Source organism: Fibrella aestuarina BUZ 2 (assembly GCF_000331105.1).
Classification (GTDB): domain Bacteria; phylum Bacteroidota; class Bacteroidia; order Cytophagales; family Spirosomataceae; genus Fibrella; species Fibrella aestuarina.
Genome location: NC_020054.1, coordinates 4,031,122 through 4,045,548, shown reverse-complemented (window position 1 = coordinate 4,045,548; position 14,427 = coordinate 4,031,122). Strand labels below are relative to the sequence as shown.

General features: G+C 51.0%; 26 protein-coding genes and 2 tRNA genes. 5 read left to right on the top strand and 23 right to left on the bottom strand.

Annotation, left to right across the window (positions count from 1 at the left end):
* Nucleotides 1-4: 4 nt before the first annotated feature.
* From FAES_RS16525 to FAES_RS16475, 12 genes are all read right to left on the bottom strand, one after another.
* Nucleotides 5-268, bottom strand: a complete 264-nt coding sequence (locus tag FAES_RS16525) for a hypothetical protein (RefSeq protein WP_015332379.1) — start codon at nt 266-268, stop codon at nt 5-7.
* A gap of 25 nt (nt 269-293) precedes the next feature.
* Complete coding sequence (locus FAES_RS30105) at nt 294-515, bottom strand: hypothetical protein (protein WP_148289384.1); 222 nt, start codon at nt 513-515, stop codon at nt 294-296.
* A 5-nt stretch (nt 516-520) separates the two neighbouring features.
* Nucleotides 521-742 carry a hypothetical protein gene (locus FAES_RS16520; protein ID WP_041257991.1) on the bottom strand — a complete coding sequence of 74 codons (222 nt, stop codon included), beginning with the start codon at nt 740-742 and terminating at the stop codon, nt 521-523.
* A 2-nt stretch (nt 743-744) separates the two neighbouring features.
* Nucleotides 745-876 carry a hypothetical protein gene (locus FAES_RS30755; protein ID WP_262493790.1) on the bottom strand — a complete coding sequence of 44 codons (132 nt, stop codon included), beginning with the start codon at nt 874-876 and terminating at the stop codon, nt 745-747.
* 266 nt (nt 877-1,142) lie between these two features.
* A complete protein-coding gene (locus tag FAES_RS16510; RefSeq protein WP_015332378.1) occupies nt 1,143-1,685 on the bottom strand; it encodes a hypothetical protein in 543 nt (180 codons plus the stop codon).
* Nucleotides 1,686-1,690: 5 nt separating this feature from the next.
* A complete protein-coding gene (locus FAES_RS16505; protein WP_015332377.1) occupies nt 1,691-1,924 on the bottom strand; it encodes a hypothetical protein in 234 nt (77 codons plus the stop codon).
* A 3-nt stretch (nt 1,925-1,927) separates the two neighbouring features.
* Nucleotides 1,928-2,320 carry a hypothetical protein gene (locus FAES_RS16500; protein WP_148289383.1) on the bottom strand — a complete coding sequence of 131 codons (393 nt, stop codon included), beginning with the start codon at nt 2,318-2,320 and terminating at the stop codon, nt 1,928-1,930.
* Between the two features lie 3 nt (nt 2,321-2,323).
* Nucleotides 2,324-3,058, bottom strand: a complete 735-nt coding sequence (locus FAES_RS16495; protein WP_015332375.1) for a hypothetical protein — start codon at nt 3,056-3,058, stop codon at nt 2,324-2,326.
* An 89-nt stretch (nt 3,059-3,147) separates the two neighbouring features.
* Nucleotides 3,148-3,579 (bottom strand): hypothetical protein, encoded by a 432-nt coding sequence (locus FAES_RS16490; protein WP_015332374.1) that lies wholly within the window; start codon nt 3,577-3,579, stop codon nt 3,148-3,150.
* A 79-nt stretch (nt 3,580-3,658) separates the two neighbouring features.
* Nucleotides 3,659-3,979 carry a hypothetical protein gene (locus FAES_RS16485; protein ID WP_041257989.1) on the bottom strand — a complete coding sequence of 107 codons (321 nt, stop codon included), beginning with the start codon at nt 3,977-3,979 and terminating at the stop codon, nt 3,659-3,661.
* Nucleotides 3,980-4,003: 24 nt separating this feature from the next.
* Complete coding sequence (locus FAES_RS16480) at nt 4,004-4,276, bottom strand: hypothetical protein (RefSeq protein WP_015332373.1); 273 nt, start codon at nt 4,274-4,276, stop codon at nt 4,004-4,006.
* 145 nt (nt 4,277-4,421) lie between these two features.
* Nucleotides 4,422-4,661 (bottom strand): hypothetical protein, encoded by a 240-nt coding sequence (locus FAES_RS16475; protein WP_148289382.1) that lies wholly within the window; start codon nt 4,659-4,661, stop codon nt 4,422-4,424.
* A gap of 923 nt (nt 4,662-5,584) precedes the next feature.
* Between FAES_RS16475 and FAES_RS30750 the strand changes: the two genes are divergently transcribed.
* The 5 genes from FAES_RS30750 to FAES_RS16455 all read left to right on the top strand — a co-directional run bounded on the left by FAES_RS30750 (nt 5,585) and on the right by FAES_RS16455 (nt 7,516).
* Nucleotides 5,585-5,713, top strand: coding sequence for a hypothetical protein (locus FAES_RS30750; protein ID WP_262493789.1), 129 nt, complete (start codon nt 5,585-5,587; stop codon nt 5,711-5,713).
* Between the two features lie 407 nt (nt 5,714-6,120).
* Entirely contained in the window at nt 6,121-6,468 is a 348-nt protein-coding gene (locus FAES_RS16470; RefSeq protein ID WP_015332369.1) for a hypothetical protein, read from the top strand.
* 60 nt (nt 6,469-6,528) lie between these two features.
* Nucleotides 6,529-6,858, top strand: a complete 330-nt coding sequence (locus FAES_RS16465; protein WP_148289381.1) for a hypothetical protein — start codon at nt 6,529-6,531, stop codon at nt 6,856-6,858.
* A 72-nt stretch (nt 6,859-6,930) separates the two neighbouring features.
* Nucleotides 6,931-7,003, top strand: a tRNA-Met gene (locus FAES_RS16460).
* 437 nt (nt 7,004-7,440) lie between these two features.
* A tRNA-Gly gene (locus tag FAES_RS16455) sits at nt 7,441-7,516 on the top strand.
* Between the two features lie 132 nt (nt 7,517-7,648).
* Here the strand turns inward: FAES_RS16455 and FAES_RS16450 are convergent.
* The 11 genes from FAES_RS16450 to FAES_RS16400 form a co-directional block, all read right to left on the bottom strand.
* Nucleotides 7,649-8,299, bottom strand: a complete 651-nt coding sequence (locus tag FAES_RS16450; protein ID WP_198409036.1) for a DUF5662 family protein — start codon at nt 8,297-8,299, stop codon at nt 7,649-7,651.
* Complete coding sequence (locus tag FAES_RS16445) at nt 8,289-8,750, bottom strand: hypothetical protein (protein WP_015332366.1); 462 nt, start codon at nt 8,748-8,750, stop codon at nt 8,289-8,291. The genes FAES_RS16450 and FAES_RS16445 overlap by 11 nt, the downstream gene beginning before the upstream one ends.
* Nucleotides 8,722-9,123, bottom strand: a complete 402-nt coding sequence (locus FAES_RS16440; protein WP_015332365.1) for a hypothetical protein — start codon at nt 9,121-9,123, stop codon at nt 8,722-8,724. The genes FAES_RS16445 and FAES_RS16440 overlap by 29 nt, the downstream gene beginning before the upstream one ends.
* 35 nt (nt 9,124-9,158) lie before the next feature.
* On the bottom strand, nt 9,159-9,536 hold the full coding sequence (locus tag FAES_RS16435) for a hypothetical protein (protein ID WP_041257986.1): 378 nt from the start codon (nt 9,534-9,536) through the stop codon (nt 9,159-9,161).
* 308 nt (nt 9,537-9,844) lie between these two features.
* Nucleotides 9,845-10,246, bottom strand: coding sequence for a hypothetical protein (locus FAES_RS16430; protein WP_041257985.1), 402 nt, complete (start codon nt 10,244-10,246; stop codon nt 9,845-9,847).
* Nucleotides 10,243-10,908 carry a DUF3307 domain-containing protein gene (locus tag FAES_RS29080; protein ID WP_051054176.1) on the bottom strand — a complete coding sequence of 222 codons (666 nt, stop codon included), beginning with the start codon at nt 10,906-10,908 and terminating at the stop codon, nt 10,243-10,245. The genes FAES_RS16430 and FAES_RS29080 overlap by 4 nt, the downstream gene beginning before the upstream one ends.
* Nucleotides 10,909-10,933: 25 nt before the next feature.
* Nucleotides 10,934-11,485, bottom strand: coding sequence for a sigma-70 family RNA polymerase sigma factor (locus FAES_RS16420; protein ID WP_015332363.1), 552 nt, complete (start codon nt 11,483-11,485; stop codon nt 10,934-10,936).
* Between the two features lie 13 nt (nt 11,486-11,498).
* Nucleotides 11,499-12,293, bottom strand: a complete 795-nt coding sequence (locus FAES_RS29075; protein ID WP_193790487.1) for a hypothetical protein — start codon at nt 12,291-12,293, stop codon at nt 11,499-11,501.
* A 112-nt stretch (nt 12,294-12,405) separates the two neighbouring features.
* Nucleotides 12,406-12,627, bottom strand: a complete 222-nt coding sequence (locus tag FAES_RS16410; protein WP_015332361.1) for a hypothetical protein — start codon at nt 12,625-12,627, stop codon at nt 12,406-12,408.
* A gap of 237 nt (nt 12,628-12,864) precedes the next feature.
* On the bottom strand, nt 12,865-13,584 hold the full coding sequence (locus FAES_RS16405; RefSeq protein WP_015332360.1) for a hypothetical protein: 720 nt from the start codon (nt 13,582-13,584) through the stop codon (nt 12,865-12,867).
* A gap of 45 nt (nt 13,585-13,629) precedes the next feature.
* Nucleotides 13,630-14,298 (bottom strand): hypothetical protein, encoded by a 669-nt coding sequence (locus FAES_RS16400; RefSeq protein ID WP_015332359.1) that lies wholly within the window; start codon nt 14,296-14,298, stop codon nt 13,630-13,632.
* Nucleotides 14,299-14,427: the final 129 nt, after the last annotated feature.

Below are 14,427 nucleotides of genomic sequence, written 5' to 3'. Positions count from 1 at the left end.
TTGATTAGTTGAGACAGAAGAAAACGGTAATGCGGCCCACGCTGAATACGTGGCCAATCTGGTCGCTGGGCGTGTTGTTGGGTGGCCGCAGTTTGGCCAGCGCGGCATCCCAAATCGGGGCCGGGATGTCTTCGTAGGTCAGGTAGAGGGTGCCGCGCGCGTCCGACTGTAGATTCATCTGCGCCACCCGGTTGAGCTGCGTTTGCAGTTTCTTCGCCAACCGGCCAATCTGGCGGCTGCGCGACGGTTTCTTGACGAGTTCGGGCATGAAAAAACCCCGACGACTGCCGGGGTTAGTTTTGGGGTTGAGGCTGGCTTAACTTCTGCTTACATTCCTCATAGAAGGCCCGGTTGGGGTACGTGTTGTAGGTTTCACAATACGTTACGTATTCACGCATCCGATTCTCAGGGGAGTGTGTCACTTCACAAGGAGCGCACAGCGTCGTTTCCAGTTTGATGTCAGCGTGTGGCTGGCCGCAGCCGGGACAATAGCCGTATTTGATTGCCGAGTTCATAAGCATTAGGCGAGTTTTTTGATAAGCCAGTTACCGCAGATTGCCAAAAAGGCTACAACGCCTGTTGTCCCGTACATCCAGATAAGGCCACGGTCAACGAATGCCCGTTTTTCTGAGGCTGGAAGTTTAATGTCTGTGCCTTGGAGCACGTACCCCATTCCCATGAAAAGCCCCACAATTAGCACCAGCCAAAGAAGGGCTTCCAACAGATTTCTAAGTGCTTTCATAATCAGTGATAATAGAGGTGAAACAGAAGCCAGATAACCGGCACAGAAGCGAATGCCAGGGCGATTTCAATCAGGGGCCAGTGCCGACGCACCCAGCGTAGCAGTGACCAGCGATAGCGAAGAATTGAGTGCATGGTTACAGCCGTTCGATGTAATTGAAAGTCTGACCGTGGGTGCGAATAGTGCGCTGCTGAATCTCGCTTGCTGTCCAGTACTGTATCTGAACGTGTGCCCCCGTTAAACAGATGACCGCTCGAAGGCCAGCCATTTGCTTGGGTGATTGCTTGTGCTGCTGGCGAACGCTGTCCACCTTGTCTTGTAGGTACGCTGTGTTCATGGTCTGGAAATGAAAAGCCCCGACGTTGGTAGCGCCGGGGCAGGTTAGCGGTAGAAGTACCGATTAGTATTGCTTGCGGCTGGCGAGAATGAGCCGAATCAGTTCGACCGGCTGACCGACGATATTCCAGTTGCCAGTGTACTCAGTCCAAGTAGGTTGCCCTTCATCCGTTTGGCCAGAGCCCCCACCGTGTGAGATACGAAACACGTGTCCGTTAATGCTGATTTTCCCATAACTACAACCGAACTGTAGCAAACGAACGTCAAGGTTATAGTCAAAGTCTGGTGCATCCACCGTGATGCTGTACCACACTTCCTTACTCTTATAATCGAAGTAGCCAGCCGGATAGAACTCAGACGAGTGGCGGATGTTGGCCGCACGTAGTGCGCCAGAGAGTTCAGCGTACTGCTTCGGATTCATCAGCGCCGCCGTGAAACTGGTGGGGCATTTGATTTTAAAGTAATTGATCGTCCCGTTGGCTTCGGTGTAGCTGATCGGATTCTTGATAAACACGTCGTTAACCGTGTTATAGGTGGTGGCCATGTTGTAGCCAGTGTAATCAACCGGCTGGGCGGCTACGGGTAGAACTTCATCGAATAGGGTCATAACGGCTAGAATATGCTGGTTTGATTGGTTGGGGTTGTGGGTTCGCTGAATAGCTGTGGCGTGTTACTGACTGGCTTTTTCGCGCGCGTTTCGGCCAGCTTCTGGCGGCGCTGCTCGGCGGCTCGGTCGGCCACTGAGGTTGTAATGTTCTCGTTCTGGCTCATGGCCTGCTGCAACAGGTGTTGCTCGAACGTGGCCCGGCTTTTGGGTACGTTGAAGGCGTTGGTCTGCTGTCCCATCGGCTAGGCTAATTCGGTTCTGGCTTTCTTCAATCCCTCGTCTGTCCATTGCGCTTGGGTGGCGCTTAAAATGACCACGTACTCGCGCCGCTGGGCTTCTGCCAAAAGGGCAACGGCTTCTGTGTTGAGAAAAAACATGCCTTTCAAAGCGTTATCAATCTGCTCTATGGTCAGGTTGATGGACAAGTCAGGCGTGTGTAGTGTCTTGGCGTAGGCTTCAATTTCGCCCCTGACTTCCGGGGGCAGGTCTTTCTTGATGTAGGTGATGGTTCGCCCATTATGGGACATACGGGCCAGTCGCATGTAATCGCCTTTTTCTACTACGTCGTTGTAGGCGACGATAATGCAGGATGGGTAGTGGTAGTACCCGACAACGTGTTTAGTCTGCTTTTTCATCATCTATGCGGCTAGAACTCGTTGGGCAATTGCTTGCTTAAGCGCCTCAAACTTGGTGTGGGGCCATTTGTAGTCATTTTCTGACCACCAGTCGAACACGGCTTTAATGTCCAGTCCATTGGCGGCAATGACATCGGCATACAGGTCCATGAACGTGTCAACGGCTTCGGTCAGGGCTTCATCGAGCGTTGCCTCAACAGACGGATGAACGGGCTGCTGAATCCATTCGGCTAGGTGAACAAGGGCGTCGGTTGACAGGTCGGTCAAATCACAAACGACATCGAACGAGCCATCATCGTAACTCAGCTGAATCTGGCTTTCCAGTTCGGCCCCTAACGACTCAATCCCACGTAAAGCGTAGGTGAATGCCCCATCGGTGTGAAGAATTTCACACGCTGGCAGTAGGTACAGCGTACAGTCCTGTTCCTGCTCCAATCGGGATAGGATAGCTTTTGCAGACGCTTCACGGATGCTGGTTATTTGGTCTGACCAAACGCTCACTTCGGTTGCAGGGCCAAGAGTCAGCGAAAAGAACCATGTATTCAGGTTGGTCGAATAGCCGTAAGCCGTTTTAGGGCTGGCTTTGTACTTAGACCATATCCGTAATACGGCCAATTCAGTGCCGTAGGCGTAAGCGGTTTCTGAGATAATCTCAACCTGTACCGGCTGTTTAGCCATTTGGTTGAAGTCGCTGGTGAGTCGGGCCAGTTGGGCCGGTGTGATGTCTGAAACGTTCATGCTGATAGTTGATAGATATGCTTGAAAAAGAAGGGCCTGCTATGACTAGCAGGCCCGTAAGGCACAGATATGGGTAGGATTGGGTAAGGCTAGACGGGTTCGCAGGTGGTGAGTGTTTGACTAAGGTCAAGTGGGTGAATCGTGGGTTGGTACTCGTACATCGCCCGTAACAATTCCCGCCTTTCTTCAACAGACTCCCACTCAGACCACAGGAGGGTGCTCATGTCTTCATCGGTGCAGTTCCCTTGGTTCACGAAGTACAAATAGGCAGTTAACAGCGCGTGCATTGCCTGTGCGCCCGTTGGCCGCTTATTATCCAGATACCGCTGGTTCTTCACGTAGGACGCATATAACGCTGGTTTTACCCTGTCCACGTACTTGTGGTAAATCGCCGATATGGCACTTGATTCGCGTTTTGTGTACGTGTGGCGCGCGATAGAGTCCACATTGGCAACAGCATTCTCGTACAGGGCTTGGTCGTCGCCGCTCAGGGGCTTTACTTTCGAGTTGAGGTAAAACATGATAATTGTTATGTTTTAGTTAAACGTTTGGCTTCTGCGACGCCCAATCGGGCGTTTCGATACGTGCCGGGTATCATCGTCAGGCAGATATTATAGTGATGGTAGGTAGCGCGTTAGCCTCCATTTGCCGACGCTGCTCGAAGTAGGCTTCCGGCATCAGGCACGCTTTTATCAAGTCTTCATGTTCATGTAACACCATTATCAGCTTACCACCTGCAACGCAGGGCTTTAACTCGTATTCTGCCCGCTCTGTGGTGTAGTTTTCGGCGCTTACCTGTTCAGCGCTTAGTTTGCCGACTATGCTCTGTATCCAACTTTGCTGGTGAGGGGTAAGGGTAGTGGTTTTAGCTTCGACCTCTTTCCAATGTGAAGCGTGGTCGAACGTTGTGTTTGTGCTCATGGGCTATAGATAGAAAGGCTTTGCTTATTGGCCGAAATCCACTCGGCTGGCTGGCAGAACACCCACAATCGGGCGTTTCAGGGTCGTTACTTCTTTCAGTAGTGCCTCGAACAGCGGTTCGTCCTTGTTGGCTTCATCGCCTTCCCAATCGCTGTTGGTTTCTACGTGGTGGCCTAATACGATGATGTGCTGACCGGCTACCAGATAGTGGGCTGTCCCGAAATAGCTATCACCGTCTACGGTAAAGACGCTACATTGAGCAGTGACAGAAACGTTGTTTGTGTTGGTTGAAATCATGGCTTTAGGTCAATTAGTCTGAATGTTTCGTAATCATTGGTCGTGTACAGATACACAAAACCCGCTTCGTCAGCGGGTAGAAGGTTGTAGACGATACAGCCAGTCAGAGCCTGTATCTTTTCGATGGCTTGCCTTCCAGTCATAGCTAGTTGCACCAACAGGCGTTTATCAGTACAGTGGCGATATGAACGGCGTATTGCTTTGCCTGAATGCCCTTTTTGTGGGCTTGGTCAGGCTCCCCCATCGGGTGAGGGGCAAGGTCATTGCGTTTTGCTACGTCATTGTAGCCATAGGTGTAGATGCCTATGCATGAGGCCTGAGTTCCTAAGTGGCTACGGACTTCCATATCGACCGTATTCTGCCACTGTCCGAATGTCTGTTTCATGTGGATGCTCACTCTGGTTAGTGTGTTAAGCTGACTTCTCATCTGCATTTGGTTCGGGCTTGAGACCGTTAGAGAAAGTAGAATTCTACTTTTCTAGCTGCATTACAGTCGCTCATGGTTTGCTATCGCCAACGGTTGATATGTCCGCTGTTGCCTTTCATGCGCCGTTCAGTGGCGAGCTTCGTTTAAGGCTGGGTTTGTCTCCCGTAGGTCAGGTATTTCAACCGACCGCCCCCTGAATCACGTCAGGGCATTACGTCTCCGGCTTTTATGGTGCCGGTCCCACTCCGTTACGCTAGGCTGATGCTGTTGTATGAATGAAGGTTAATTTGTGGTCGTTCAGGGCGTTTCCCCGTTTGCTTGCATCAAAGGTATGTCCCATGTGGGACATAAAGCAATAGGCTATTAGAAAGATGCAATAAAAAAGGCTTACAAAGGCTAATATTCTTTAAAAAGTATAATTATTTGATAACATAAAATAGTAAAATTATCATGATAACTGTGGGCCATTATCAGGTGGTAGGATTGGCAAAACGAGTAGGGTGTTCAGGCGTTGTCAAGGGTGTGAAAAAATAAGGTGGGCTATCCACCACACTGTTTACAGCCCTATCCTACACGATGAAGCACAGACAGCCTGTATATTCGTTGGGAATCAGCACAATTATACTGTGGCTGTAGAACCCAATCCAGTGAATACAGTGGCACAAGCGAACCGTCACCCACTCAGATACAAGCAAAACCCGTTTGTGAGCCCCACAAATGAGCGTAGAGCAACGATCTATGCACCCAATGACTCCACCCTTGCTTTACTCACTTCGTTGCGTCATGCGGATATACGGCTGTTGCTGGTATTAGGAGCCAACTATGACCACAGTACAGGGCGTTCATGCGTAGCCAGGACCGTATTACGTCAGCACGTTGGCGTGAGTCAGCAGGTCAGCACCAGTATCAGCCGACTGGTAAGCATGAACCTGATTGCTCGTTCCCAAAATCCAGATGAATACTACCTCAGCCCTGATGTGTTCCTGCCTGTGGTGCTGGCCATTCCCTGAGCAATGGGTTTGTAACTGCTTCACCAAATTACCCAAATCAGTACCCAACTCAACAGGCTAACAGGTGTGCAATAGCCAAAGTAGGGGGGGGAGGGTCAAGGGGGGGGTAGGGAAAAAACGGGGGGCCGATAGCGGGGCGGTGGGCGGTAGTCCCAGCGTGTCAAACAGATCCACTTTTTTGACAAACCCATTCGAATGAAACGGCGCGCGGCGGGGTGTGTCGTTGACGCAGTATACACTACCCAATCCAGACAGGGGGACGCTATAGACGAATTGTGTATTGCTAAAAAACGCGTAACTGCCTGACTGGTGAGTAGTCTACTCTCATATAGTGTTTTCAAACTCTCACCAATAGTGAGAGATAAACTCTCATATAGTTTCCAGAACGCGCATTATCTTGCCACGTAATGCAAGAGAAAACCGAACTACGTTACTGGGTAAAAATGAAGGTCTACGGAGGCACGACGACCTGGGTTAGCAAGTGCAAACACATGGGCCAGACGCACCTCTACAGCTACATCATTGCCACCTTCAACCGGGCCACAGGGGAGTGGAGCAACACCGGTCCAGCGAGAACAGCATTGAAGCAGTTATACGATCTGGAAGAGTCTACGATCTATCGCTACCTGGGGATGCTCAAGCGGGAAGGCTTACTAAATAAAGGGCAGAAGGGAACGTACCTGGTTAACCCGGAGTGGATCAGTTATGGCGAGGATACCGGGGGGCGGCGGCGTAAAAAAAGCGACCCGGAATAGTAGAATTATACTTTTATGGGTATAATTGCCACCGATTCAACCGCTTACCTTTCTACGATCATGCTTATTCTCATCATTGGATCGGCCGCCGTCGCGGGGGCAATCCTACTACTGGCCGCTTCCTCGCCGCCAATTACCGTCGAACCGTTTGATGATTGGCCTGATCAGTCAGATAGGCTCATGCAAGACATGGCTCTGTTTACTGAAGCCCCTAAGCTGACCGATTCAAGCTACAGTGTCTTTGATTTCCTGATTCTCTACGTGCATGCCTTCGCGCTGTTCGTGGCCAGGTACCGGCAGTTAGCCCGATCCATCGTACAGACGGCGCTCTTCAGTATCCGACAAATCCTGATGACTACCCTCTTTGGCCGCGGGCTATTGCATGGGTAAATGACTTCCAGAATTGACAATGAAATGTGGCTAACGCATACCCTTATACGTTAGCCACATTTTTGACGGTATGGCGGGATGGAGCAGTCGGTAGCTCGCTGGGCTCATAACCCAGAGGTCGCGTGTTCGAGTCACGCTCCCGCTACAAAGTTTGGTTGTCGATCCGGAGCGGAAACTGAAGCACGAGGAAAAGGCAAAGACACACTTGTTCGACAGCCAAACCTAGCCTTTTCATTTTTGTATAAAGCATACTCGAACACGGGGCTGGACTCTGGCCCCTACTGTTTATGCGAAAACGATAACCCGTGCCCGAAAGGGGGGCGAGCCAGACGCCCGGCAGTAGTGCAGATCTGTTCGCAGAGCCTGTAGCTTCTGGAGCCAGACCCGGTAGGGATAGCTCTGCTGGTGGGCTGGCAAACTGGGAGTTTAGCTCAGATGGTAGAGCGCATGTTTGGGAAGTCAGCCACCCCAAACGTGAGGTCGGAGGTTCGAGCCCTTCATCGCCCGCACATTTTTAGAACGAGAAGCCCAGTCGATGGGCGAACGAAGCGCGAGACGACTCCGCGAAACGGGAGGTGGATGACGATTGTAGTTCAGTGGTAGAATACCGGATTGCCATTTCCGGAGGTCAGCGGTTCGAATCCGCTCTTTTGTCCCAGTCTGGTGGTGGCCAGCGTCAGAAGTTAGGTCGGTTTAGGGGCTGGTCTGGCTGCTACCAGACAGATTACGATTAAGTATAAGTTACGGTGGGTATGTACAGCCTGTTTCCTCTGGAGACAGGCTGTTTTGTTTACCGGTGCGGTTTAAGCCAGGCTACCGGCGACGTTTCCTGCCCGATCGTTTTGGCGGTGTTGATCAGGATCTGGCATAGCTGCTCGGATAAGCCGAACCGCTGTTTGTTGATCTCGATCGATTTGAAGATATCGCCGTCGCGGTGGCGCTCGCCGGCCGCTTTCCAGCCGAGCAGCATTTCCAGCACGTCATACAGCGTCATACCGTCGACGCCATTCCCGAAGTGCTCCGGGTGATGACTATTGTTGGCGTAGTGATGCTGTAGCGCTGGGCCCAACCGTTCCAACGAAGCCTTGTATTCGTCCGAGCCGTACGTCAGCCCGGCCAGCAGCGGCGTTTCTCGGTCAAAGTAGAACTTCTCTTTGACATCAAACTTACTGTCGTCGTGCACGTTCGCGCGCCTCAAAAGCTCGATCGCTGCCAGGTTGAGTAGCTGTTGCACACGACGTATATGGCGGAGCGTATCAAAGCCGCCGTCGTAACTCATGGTCACGTCGACCAAGGCATCATAGCGCTGGGCGACGTGAGGCCAATAGTGTGAGTCGTCCCAGGCGGCTTCACCTACCTCGGCTTCCAGAAGCGCGCGGTTCTGCACCTGAAAATCGTCTTGGTCGCGGTAAATGCGGTTGGTTGAAGGGTCAAATTTCATAGACATGGTTTATTTCAAGGGGTAATCCGCTTGTGGTGGCCATTTGGTAAAACTGTTGCCCACTTATTCGTGAGCCATCAGACAGCGTGGCTCCCTCCCTATAATGGGCCATCGATTGTTTCCAATAAGCCCGCACAACTCGATCAGGAGTTACTGAGCCGTAGACTTCGCGCGGATTCAGCGACAAATCGCCTCTGGCCGTCTTAACAAGTAATACGCTTGTTGTATCAGTGTACCAGCGCGATTTAAGCAGCGCACCATAGACGCGCTTTTGCCGCTGAATAGGCACACGTTGATTAGTGAATAACTCAAACGTGTGCCGATCGACCCAGGCCACCAGCGCAGGTACGTGGGCAATACCCGAAAACGGTGCTGCCAACCCGTCAAAAAATGGTTCGTGAACGATCGTGATGAACTCGTCTTCAAACTTGAACAGGGTCGTTCGTTTCATTGCTTACAGGTATTAACATCTGAATTTCTTTCACGTTGATCAGCCCGGCGCCGCTGGGGTGGGGATCATGCAGCAGCTTACCATCCTGATAAATACAGACGTGGTACGTGCCGCGCTCGGTGTCGCCAGATACCAGGTACGGCTGGCCGTTTGAGCGGTGCTTGTACACGGTGATAAACTCCCAGCCTAACTCATATAACCAGTCTTGCATCATAGCAAACCAGTTCTGATCTGGGTCGTCAAACAACTCCTGAAACTGCGGGGCGGCCTCGGGACTATCGAGGTCGAGCAGACAGGCCAGCGCCGTCGGAAAGCAATTGCCGTTGATGCCCAGATCGGGCTGGTGCAGCCGCGTTTGATGGTAAAACTTCACTACCTATTGAATTGGGGAAGCGAAAACCCCACGTATTAAGCGGAGATTTCAGTTATTATTTTGGGCGTCTCACTCCGATTCAGGAGCACAATCGTATTTCGTCCAATAAGCTTTTTATCGGATTCACCAGCGTTATCACCTACAGACAATATCTGAGCCTCATAAGACCATCTATCTGGTATAACCAGGCAGGTCGCACTCAATATTTTAACTATACCTGTGTGTTTGGCTCCGTAGGGTTTATGTTCAATCACAGTGCCTACTTTCAGAGGTGAGTATGCCTGGCTATACTCCCGAGTTAATTCCGCAACCTCGTTTTTGAAAGGAGCCATATTGGCCTTGTGTTGCGAGTTCAAGCGTTCGATATTTTCGTTGGCTTGGTTGATCTTATTGATAAGGTCTTGTTCTGACATAGTCTTAAGTTGACTTAAAGCGTAGCGTTCAGTTTGACAAGGTTCTGGGAGTAGAAGTTGTGGTATTGATTGGTGGGGTTGCGACCGTAGTAGCCTGTGGCATTGTGATCGTCGTAGACGATGGTTCAGCGACTGAAACTGTAATGTCAGCGACTGTTGTACCAGTCGGAACATGAAGAGTGATTGTGATCGCCGTCGCGGCCAGTACAGCAATCAAAAACGGTTTTACGCCAGTCATAGGACGGGCTTGATGTATTGTTTGCATTGGATTGGGTTTAAGTCGGCTAAAGCCGAATGAATACTGTTGGTTAAGGTTGTTTTTCAGTATACCGCCAGCCCTGAAAGCCGGAGTATTCAGTTTGCTCAGATTCAGGAATCGCTACCCAGTTGGCCATCACCACAACGTACCCAGATGGTTTGTCTTCCAGCAAATAGCCCTTGTCTACCCACTCCTGGGCTCTACCGGAAGAAACGATGTGGAAATAGCCGCGAACTCTTCCACTGTAGATCATGAAGCAGACCGAGTCAGTCAACGGCTTTTTGGGCAAGCGATGACAGCGGATAAACCACAGCCATTCTTTGCCCTGGTTGGTGCCTTCCCGGTCGACTTCATCCCAGTCGGTTGTGCCATCGCATCGACGAAGCACACGCTCGGCCAGTTCCCACGTTTTGAAGTTGCTGGCAGGAATCGTTGTGATTAGGTTGATCATGGCTTGTCTGGACAATCACACGGACGCGCGCGACGAGCAGAAAAATAAGAGAGCGTGTCTATCTGATCGTCGAGCCCCCTGAAGTGACCTGATACATAATCATAGCGCGCGAAACCAGATCGAACATCAATTATGCGAACAACGGAGAAGACTTCGGGAAAGGGGCTATTCGTCTTAGTCGTCAAAAAATAACAGTAGCCTGCCTCAATTTTAACGGGTATCTGATCCCAACTAAAAACACCAGCTTGTTTAACAGATGGCGAGGGATGATATTGAAAACTCCAGACGATACAGGCCGAATTAATGATAATGTGAAAGATGTTATCGACGATGATCAACAGCCACGTACTGAGCCAAGCCGGTGTTTTATCTGAAAAGCCGTAGTTGGTGCTGCTCCAATTCCAGTTGACCAGCTTGATCCAATACACCGCCAGTCTGTAATGATCGATCAGAGCGTGTGTAATCATAATAATAAACAATTGATATCCACAATAAACATTGCCGCTGACCAGCCATGCGAATGGTACAGAATAAATACAAGCATGTATGAAGGCTACATTCCAATCCTTCGTTTTATTCTGGGCTAGCCAGTCGTTTTGCGTGACGTAATCGCCAATTAGATGGAATAGGAATCCAATCAAAAGCGCCAATTCGAGAGACATTATAAAGAAGTGTAAGAGTGAAAAGTTAAACGTGTTTGGGCCTACGGCCGGCGTCGCGGTTGGAGCCTTCCATTTTGCAGCGAGCCGAAAAAAGACGGGAGCGAATTGTACCGATCGGCAGCTTCATTATATCGGCTATTTCATCGTACTGATAGCCTGCCATCCAATAGCGAATAACTAGCTGTTGATTCTCGCTCAGGTTGCTGATTGTCAAATCAACCTGCTGGGCGAAGACATTGGCCGGGCCATCGTTTTCGCTGTGCACAGCGATAGGCAGAAAGTCGTACCGGGTAAAATCATCGCCAACCTCGGCGTCGATGCTGATCAGCAAAATCCCTTTACGGTCGCGGTAATCGTTAATGAACAGGTTTTTGAGCAGCCGCGAGAGCCAGGCCCGCAGGTTGGTACCCTCTTCAAAATAATCCTGCTTCAGCCACGCGCGTATCATCGTGTCCTGTACCAGATCTTCCGCGTCGGCCTCATTATGTTTCACCAGGTTCAAGGCCTGCGCAAACAGGTGCCGCCGGTGTTTTTCGAGCTGGCTAGCGAAGTCAGTTTTTTGAGGGGTCGGCTTCAATTGTCCAGCAGGGTTAAACGCTTAAAAACTGGTCGAGCGCGCGGTTCCATTTGGCGTCGGCCAGCGCGTTATGCTCCTGCGTATTGACAGGGTAATTCTGGTGGGTTTGCAATGGCGCATTACCCCACTCAGAAATGTAGGTACCCATCGGAAATGTGATTAAACCTGAGGCTCTTTTCGTATCAGGTTCATCGCCCGCTTTGGCGGCAACCGAGAAGTACCGGAAGTATTGTTTGCCGACAACTAAAGGCTCATTAACATCAACATCCGGGTATAACTCCTGTATCAATAAGCCATCGCGCAGCACGTGAATAAACCGCTGTTTAATTTTGGCTTCTAGTTCCTCCTCTTTTTGCCGCAAATCCGTGGTAAACATCGGCAGGCCCTTGGGCAGATCGATCATTCGACCGAACAGCGAAGCCAGTAATACGTGGTCGTAATCGGTATAATACCCAACCAGCTCATACCGATTTTCTTCCAGCCAGAACTTTGCCAGTGTATCGACCGGCTCACGGCCATAGAGTTCATCATAGTCGACGAGAGCCGGGCCGTAGAGGAATTCGCGCAAATCCCCCGCAATCTGCGCACGCGTTTTGCCGTACCAATTCAGCAGGTTTTTTAGACTGCGACGGGTAAATGACTCGAACAGGTCGTGATGATACGTCTTGCCGTAGGTTGACACACCTCTGCACAATTCAGCATGTAGCGGCTTGAGCACGTTTTCACGTACCCATTCATCTTCCCAGGCATAGCCCAGGTCAAATTCATTGCAAACCCGGTAAAATTCCCGCCCGGTTTCGTCGACCATGCCAATGCTGATGAGGTCAATGAAATGACGTTTTTTGCCAAAAAGTGGCGTACGAAATCCCTCGATAAACTCGGTATCGTAGTATAGTTTAATCGTTTTCATGAAAGGTGTTTTAAGAATTCAGAAGAATGAATTTGCTCTTACCGATACACAGCAGTTTGGTTTGTCCCTCAGCCATCGTCACTACGTCGCCCTCTTTGTAGGGCTCACCGTTAAACTGGATGGAGAAAACTTTGCGAGGCTGAAACAGACAAAGCCACCAGCGGTAGAGCGTCAATTTTAGCCAGCGAAAAAATCGGAGAATGGCGTTATCGCTTTTGAAATAGCTGTTCATACTTTAGCTCGTCGAGCCGCTTCAAAAATCGGATTTCGTTATAGATCAAATCGTGATACACATTTTGACACCCCCGGCAACGCATAACGATTTCTGCACCATGCCACGTAGAGCCGTCGGGGTGATAGCCATACATGTGTTGGATTACCCCGAATAATTCATCGTATACGCACTGGTGGTTGCAGGGAGACGGAGTAGGCGGCACGATCCGCCCCCCGTCAGCGAAATACCCCTTCTTCATACTCGGTAATCACCGAACGTCTCATTCAGCTCATCGCAGTAGGCGTTCCATTCTTCCGAGTAGGATTTGGTACCGTTAATACCTTCCATGATCCGGTCAAACTCGGCCGCCATCGATGCCGGCACCTTATACTCGTGGCCGGATTCATCCTCTTTCAACACGGGTAAGGCATTCAGTACCGCCATGACGTGGTTACCCATGCAGCCCGTATAGCCCTCGTACCAGCCAGGTACGTTGATATCCCAGTCTTTCATGACCGACCACAGCTCTTTGAACTCGGTTGAGTCAAGTTGCTCGGGTGTAGGGCTTGGGTAAGATGCAGGCGGGTTCACGATACCCGATGAAACCAAATCGCGCGCGGCAACTGCCAGTGGAATACTATGGGCACACAGACTGGCCATCTTTGACTGAGCATCTGTAGCAAAGTCGAGAGCCTTATGCAAATCAATAATATCCTGACTGCTTGCGGCCTGCCCGGATTCTTCTAACCGCTGACTTGCCCGTTTTACTTTATCGATAACACTGGTCAGCGTATCGTGCCATCCTTTGATGTGTGGATCAAGTGCCGCTGCGGCTTTGTACTCATCCCGTCGAATCTCTTCCTCGAGTATCGACTGATGGGCTTTCATAGATATGCCAATGACCGTATCAATGCCAGGTGTTTCGGCCATCTGATCACGCTGTTTCCGGTTTGCAAACAAAATTGCTAGGTTCATAAAAAAAGCCCGGTTGCGCACCGGGCAGGCGGTTGGTAAGGCTAGTTAATTTGCGTCGATTGCCTGCCGCTGCTCGGTTTCCGCTAGCTGAGTGACGAACTGGCCGATTTCGCGCTCGGTCAGGGCCATGAACTCCCGCAGATCCACGTCGCCGCGTTTGGCGATGGCCAGGGTACGTTGCCAGAGCGCCACCCAGTCGCGGCGATCCGGGTGTTTGAGGTTGTTGCGAATCTCCTGGCCCGCCACCCGGCAGTGATTGTAGCGGCGCTCGGAGGCAAAGCGCAGAAACCCCTTGAAGTCGGCCCGGCGCACCACCGGAAATGCCCGTACCAGCAGCATCAACAGCCAGTCCTGCGCGCGACGGATACGCTGATCGTACTCGCCTGATAGGGTCGTGCGCGCCATGCCCAGCCCGCCGCGACCCGTCAGGCCCAGTAAATCGTCGCGCGCCACGTCGAAATAGGCCGCTACGGCCAGCACGTGGGCACCCACCAGCGTTTGCCGGTCGAGCTGGTGCTGGCCATAGGTGAAGAGGATGGATTCTAACAGGCCCTCGGCCTCATCCATGCGCGTGTGTACCAGATTAAGTTGTTGATGCTGGTACCCGATTTGCCGATACAGGGCTGAAAACGCGTCCTGCCAGTTGTTGTACTGGCTTACATCGGACAGAAGTTCAAACGACGGGACCGTTGGCATCCCTAAAGCCGTGTTCATAGGTAGGAAAAAGGAAGGGAAATACACGATGACGATGGAAAACTACACAGACGACGCCGAAAAGACAACATGAAACATTACAATTGTACTTATAGAGTGAGGAATTTTGAAGCAGCTAAAGCGCACGTG

Bases quoted from the DNA above. Each gene is read 5' to 3' on its own strand.
- FAES_RS16500 (WP_148289383.1), bottom strand. From the start codon at position 2,320: ATGAAAAAGCAGACTAAACACGTTGTCGGGTACTACCACTACCCATCC.
- FAES_RS16465 (WP_148289381.1), top strand. From the start codon at position 6,529: ATGCTTATTCTCATCATTGGATCGGCCGCCGTCGCGGGGGCAATCCTA.
- FAES_RS30105 (WP_148289384.1), bottom strand. From the start codon at position 515: ATGAACTCGGCAATCAAATACGGCTATTGTCCCGGCTGCGGCCAGCCA.
- FAES_RS16435 (WP_041257986.1), bottom strand. From the start codon at position 9,536: ATGTCAGAACAAGACCTTATCAATAAGATCAACCAAGCCAACGAAAAT.
- FAES_RS16485 (WP_041257989.1), bottom strand. From the start codon at position 3,979: ATGAGCACAAACACAACGTTCGACCACGCTTCACATTGGAAAGAGGTC.
- FAES_RS16525 (WP_015332379.1), bottom strand. From the start codon at position 268: ATGCCCGAACTCGTCAAGAAACCGTCGCGCAGCCGCCAGATTGGCCGG.
- FAES_RS16490 (WP_015332374.1), bottom strand. From the start codon at position 3,579: ATGTTTTACCTCAACTCGAAAGTAAAGCCCCTGAGCGGCGACGACCAA.
- FAES_RS16450 (WP_198409036.1), bottom strand. From the start codon at position 8,299: ATGAAATTTGACCCTTCAACCAACCGCATTTACCGCGACCAAGACGAT.
- FAES_RS16410 (WP_015332361.1), bottom strand. From the start codon at position 12,627: ATGAACAGCTATTTCAAAAGCGATAACGCCATTCTCCGATTTTTTCGC.
- FAES_RS16480 (WP_015332373.1), bottom strand. From the start codon at position 4,276: ATGATTTCAACCAACACAAACAACGTTTCTGTCACTGCTCAATGTAGC.
- FAES_RS16475 (WP_148289382.1), bottom strand. From the start codon at position 4,661: ATGAAACAGACATTCGGACAGTGGCAGAATACGGTCGATATGGAAGTC.
- FAES_RS16405 (WP_015332360.1), bottom strand. From the start codon at position 13,584: ATGAACCTAGCAATTTTGTTTGCAAACCGGAAACAGCGTGATCAGATG.
- FAES_RS16520 (WP_041257991.1), bottom strand. From the start codon at position 742: ATGAAAGCACTTAGAAATCTGTTGGAAGCCCTTCTTTGGCTGGTGCTA.
- FAES_RS29075 (WP_193790487.1), bottom strand. From the start codon at position 12,293: ATGGTCGACGAAACCGGGCGGGAATTTTACCGGGTTTGCAATGAATTT.
- FAES_RS16445 (WP_015332366.1), bottom strand. From the start codon at position 8,750: ATGAAACGAACGACCCTGTTCAAGTTTGAAGACGAGTTCATCACGATC.
- FAES_RS16505 (WP_015332377.1), bottom strand. From the start codon at position 1,924: ATGGGACAGCAGACCAACGCCTTCAACGTACCCAAAAGCCGGGCCACG.
- FAES_RS16430 (WP_041257985.1), bottom strand. From the start codon at position 10,246: ATGATCAACCTAATCACAACGATTCCTGCCAGCAACTTCAAAACGTGG.
- FAES_RS30755 (WP_262493790.1), bottom strand. From the start codon at position 876: ATGCACTCAATTCTTCGCTATCGCTGGTCACTGCTACGCTGGGTGCGT.
- FAES_RS16400 (WP_015332359.1), bottom strand. From the start codon at position 14,298: ATGAACACGGCTTTAGGGATGCCAACGGTCCCGTCGTTTGAACTTCTG.
- FAES_RS16510 (WP_015332378.1), bottom strand. From the start codon at position 1,685: ATGACCCTATTCGATGAAGTTCTACCCGTAGCCGCCCAGCCGGTTGAT.
- FAES_RS16470 (WP_015332369.1), top strand. From the start codon at position 6,121: ATGCAAGAGAAAACCGAACTACGTTACTGGGTAAAAATGAAGGTCTAC.
- FAES_RS29080 (WP_051054176.1), bottom strand. From the start codon at position 10,908: ATGTCTCTCGAATTGGCGCTTTTGATTGGATTCCTATTCCATCTAATT.
- FAES_RS16495 (WP_015332375.1), bottom strand. From the start codon at position 3,058: ATGAACGTTTCAGACATCACACCGGCCCAACTGGCCCGACTCACCAGC.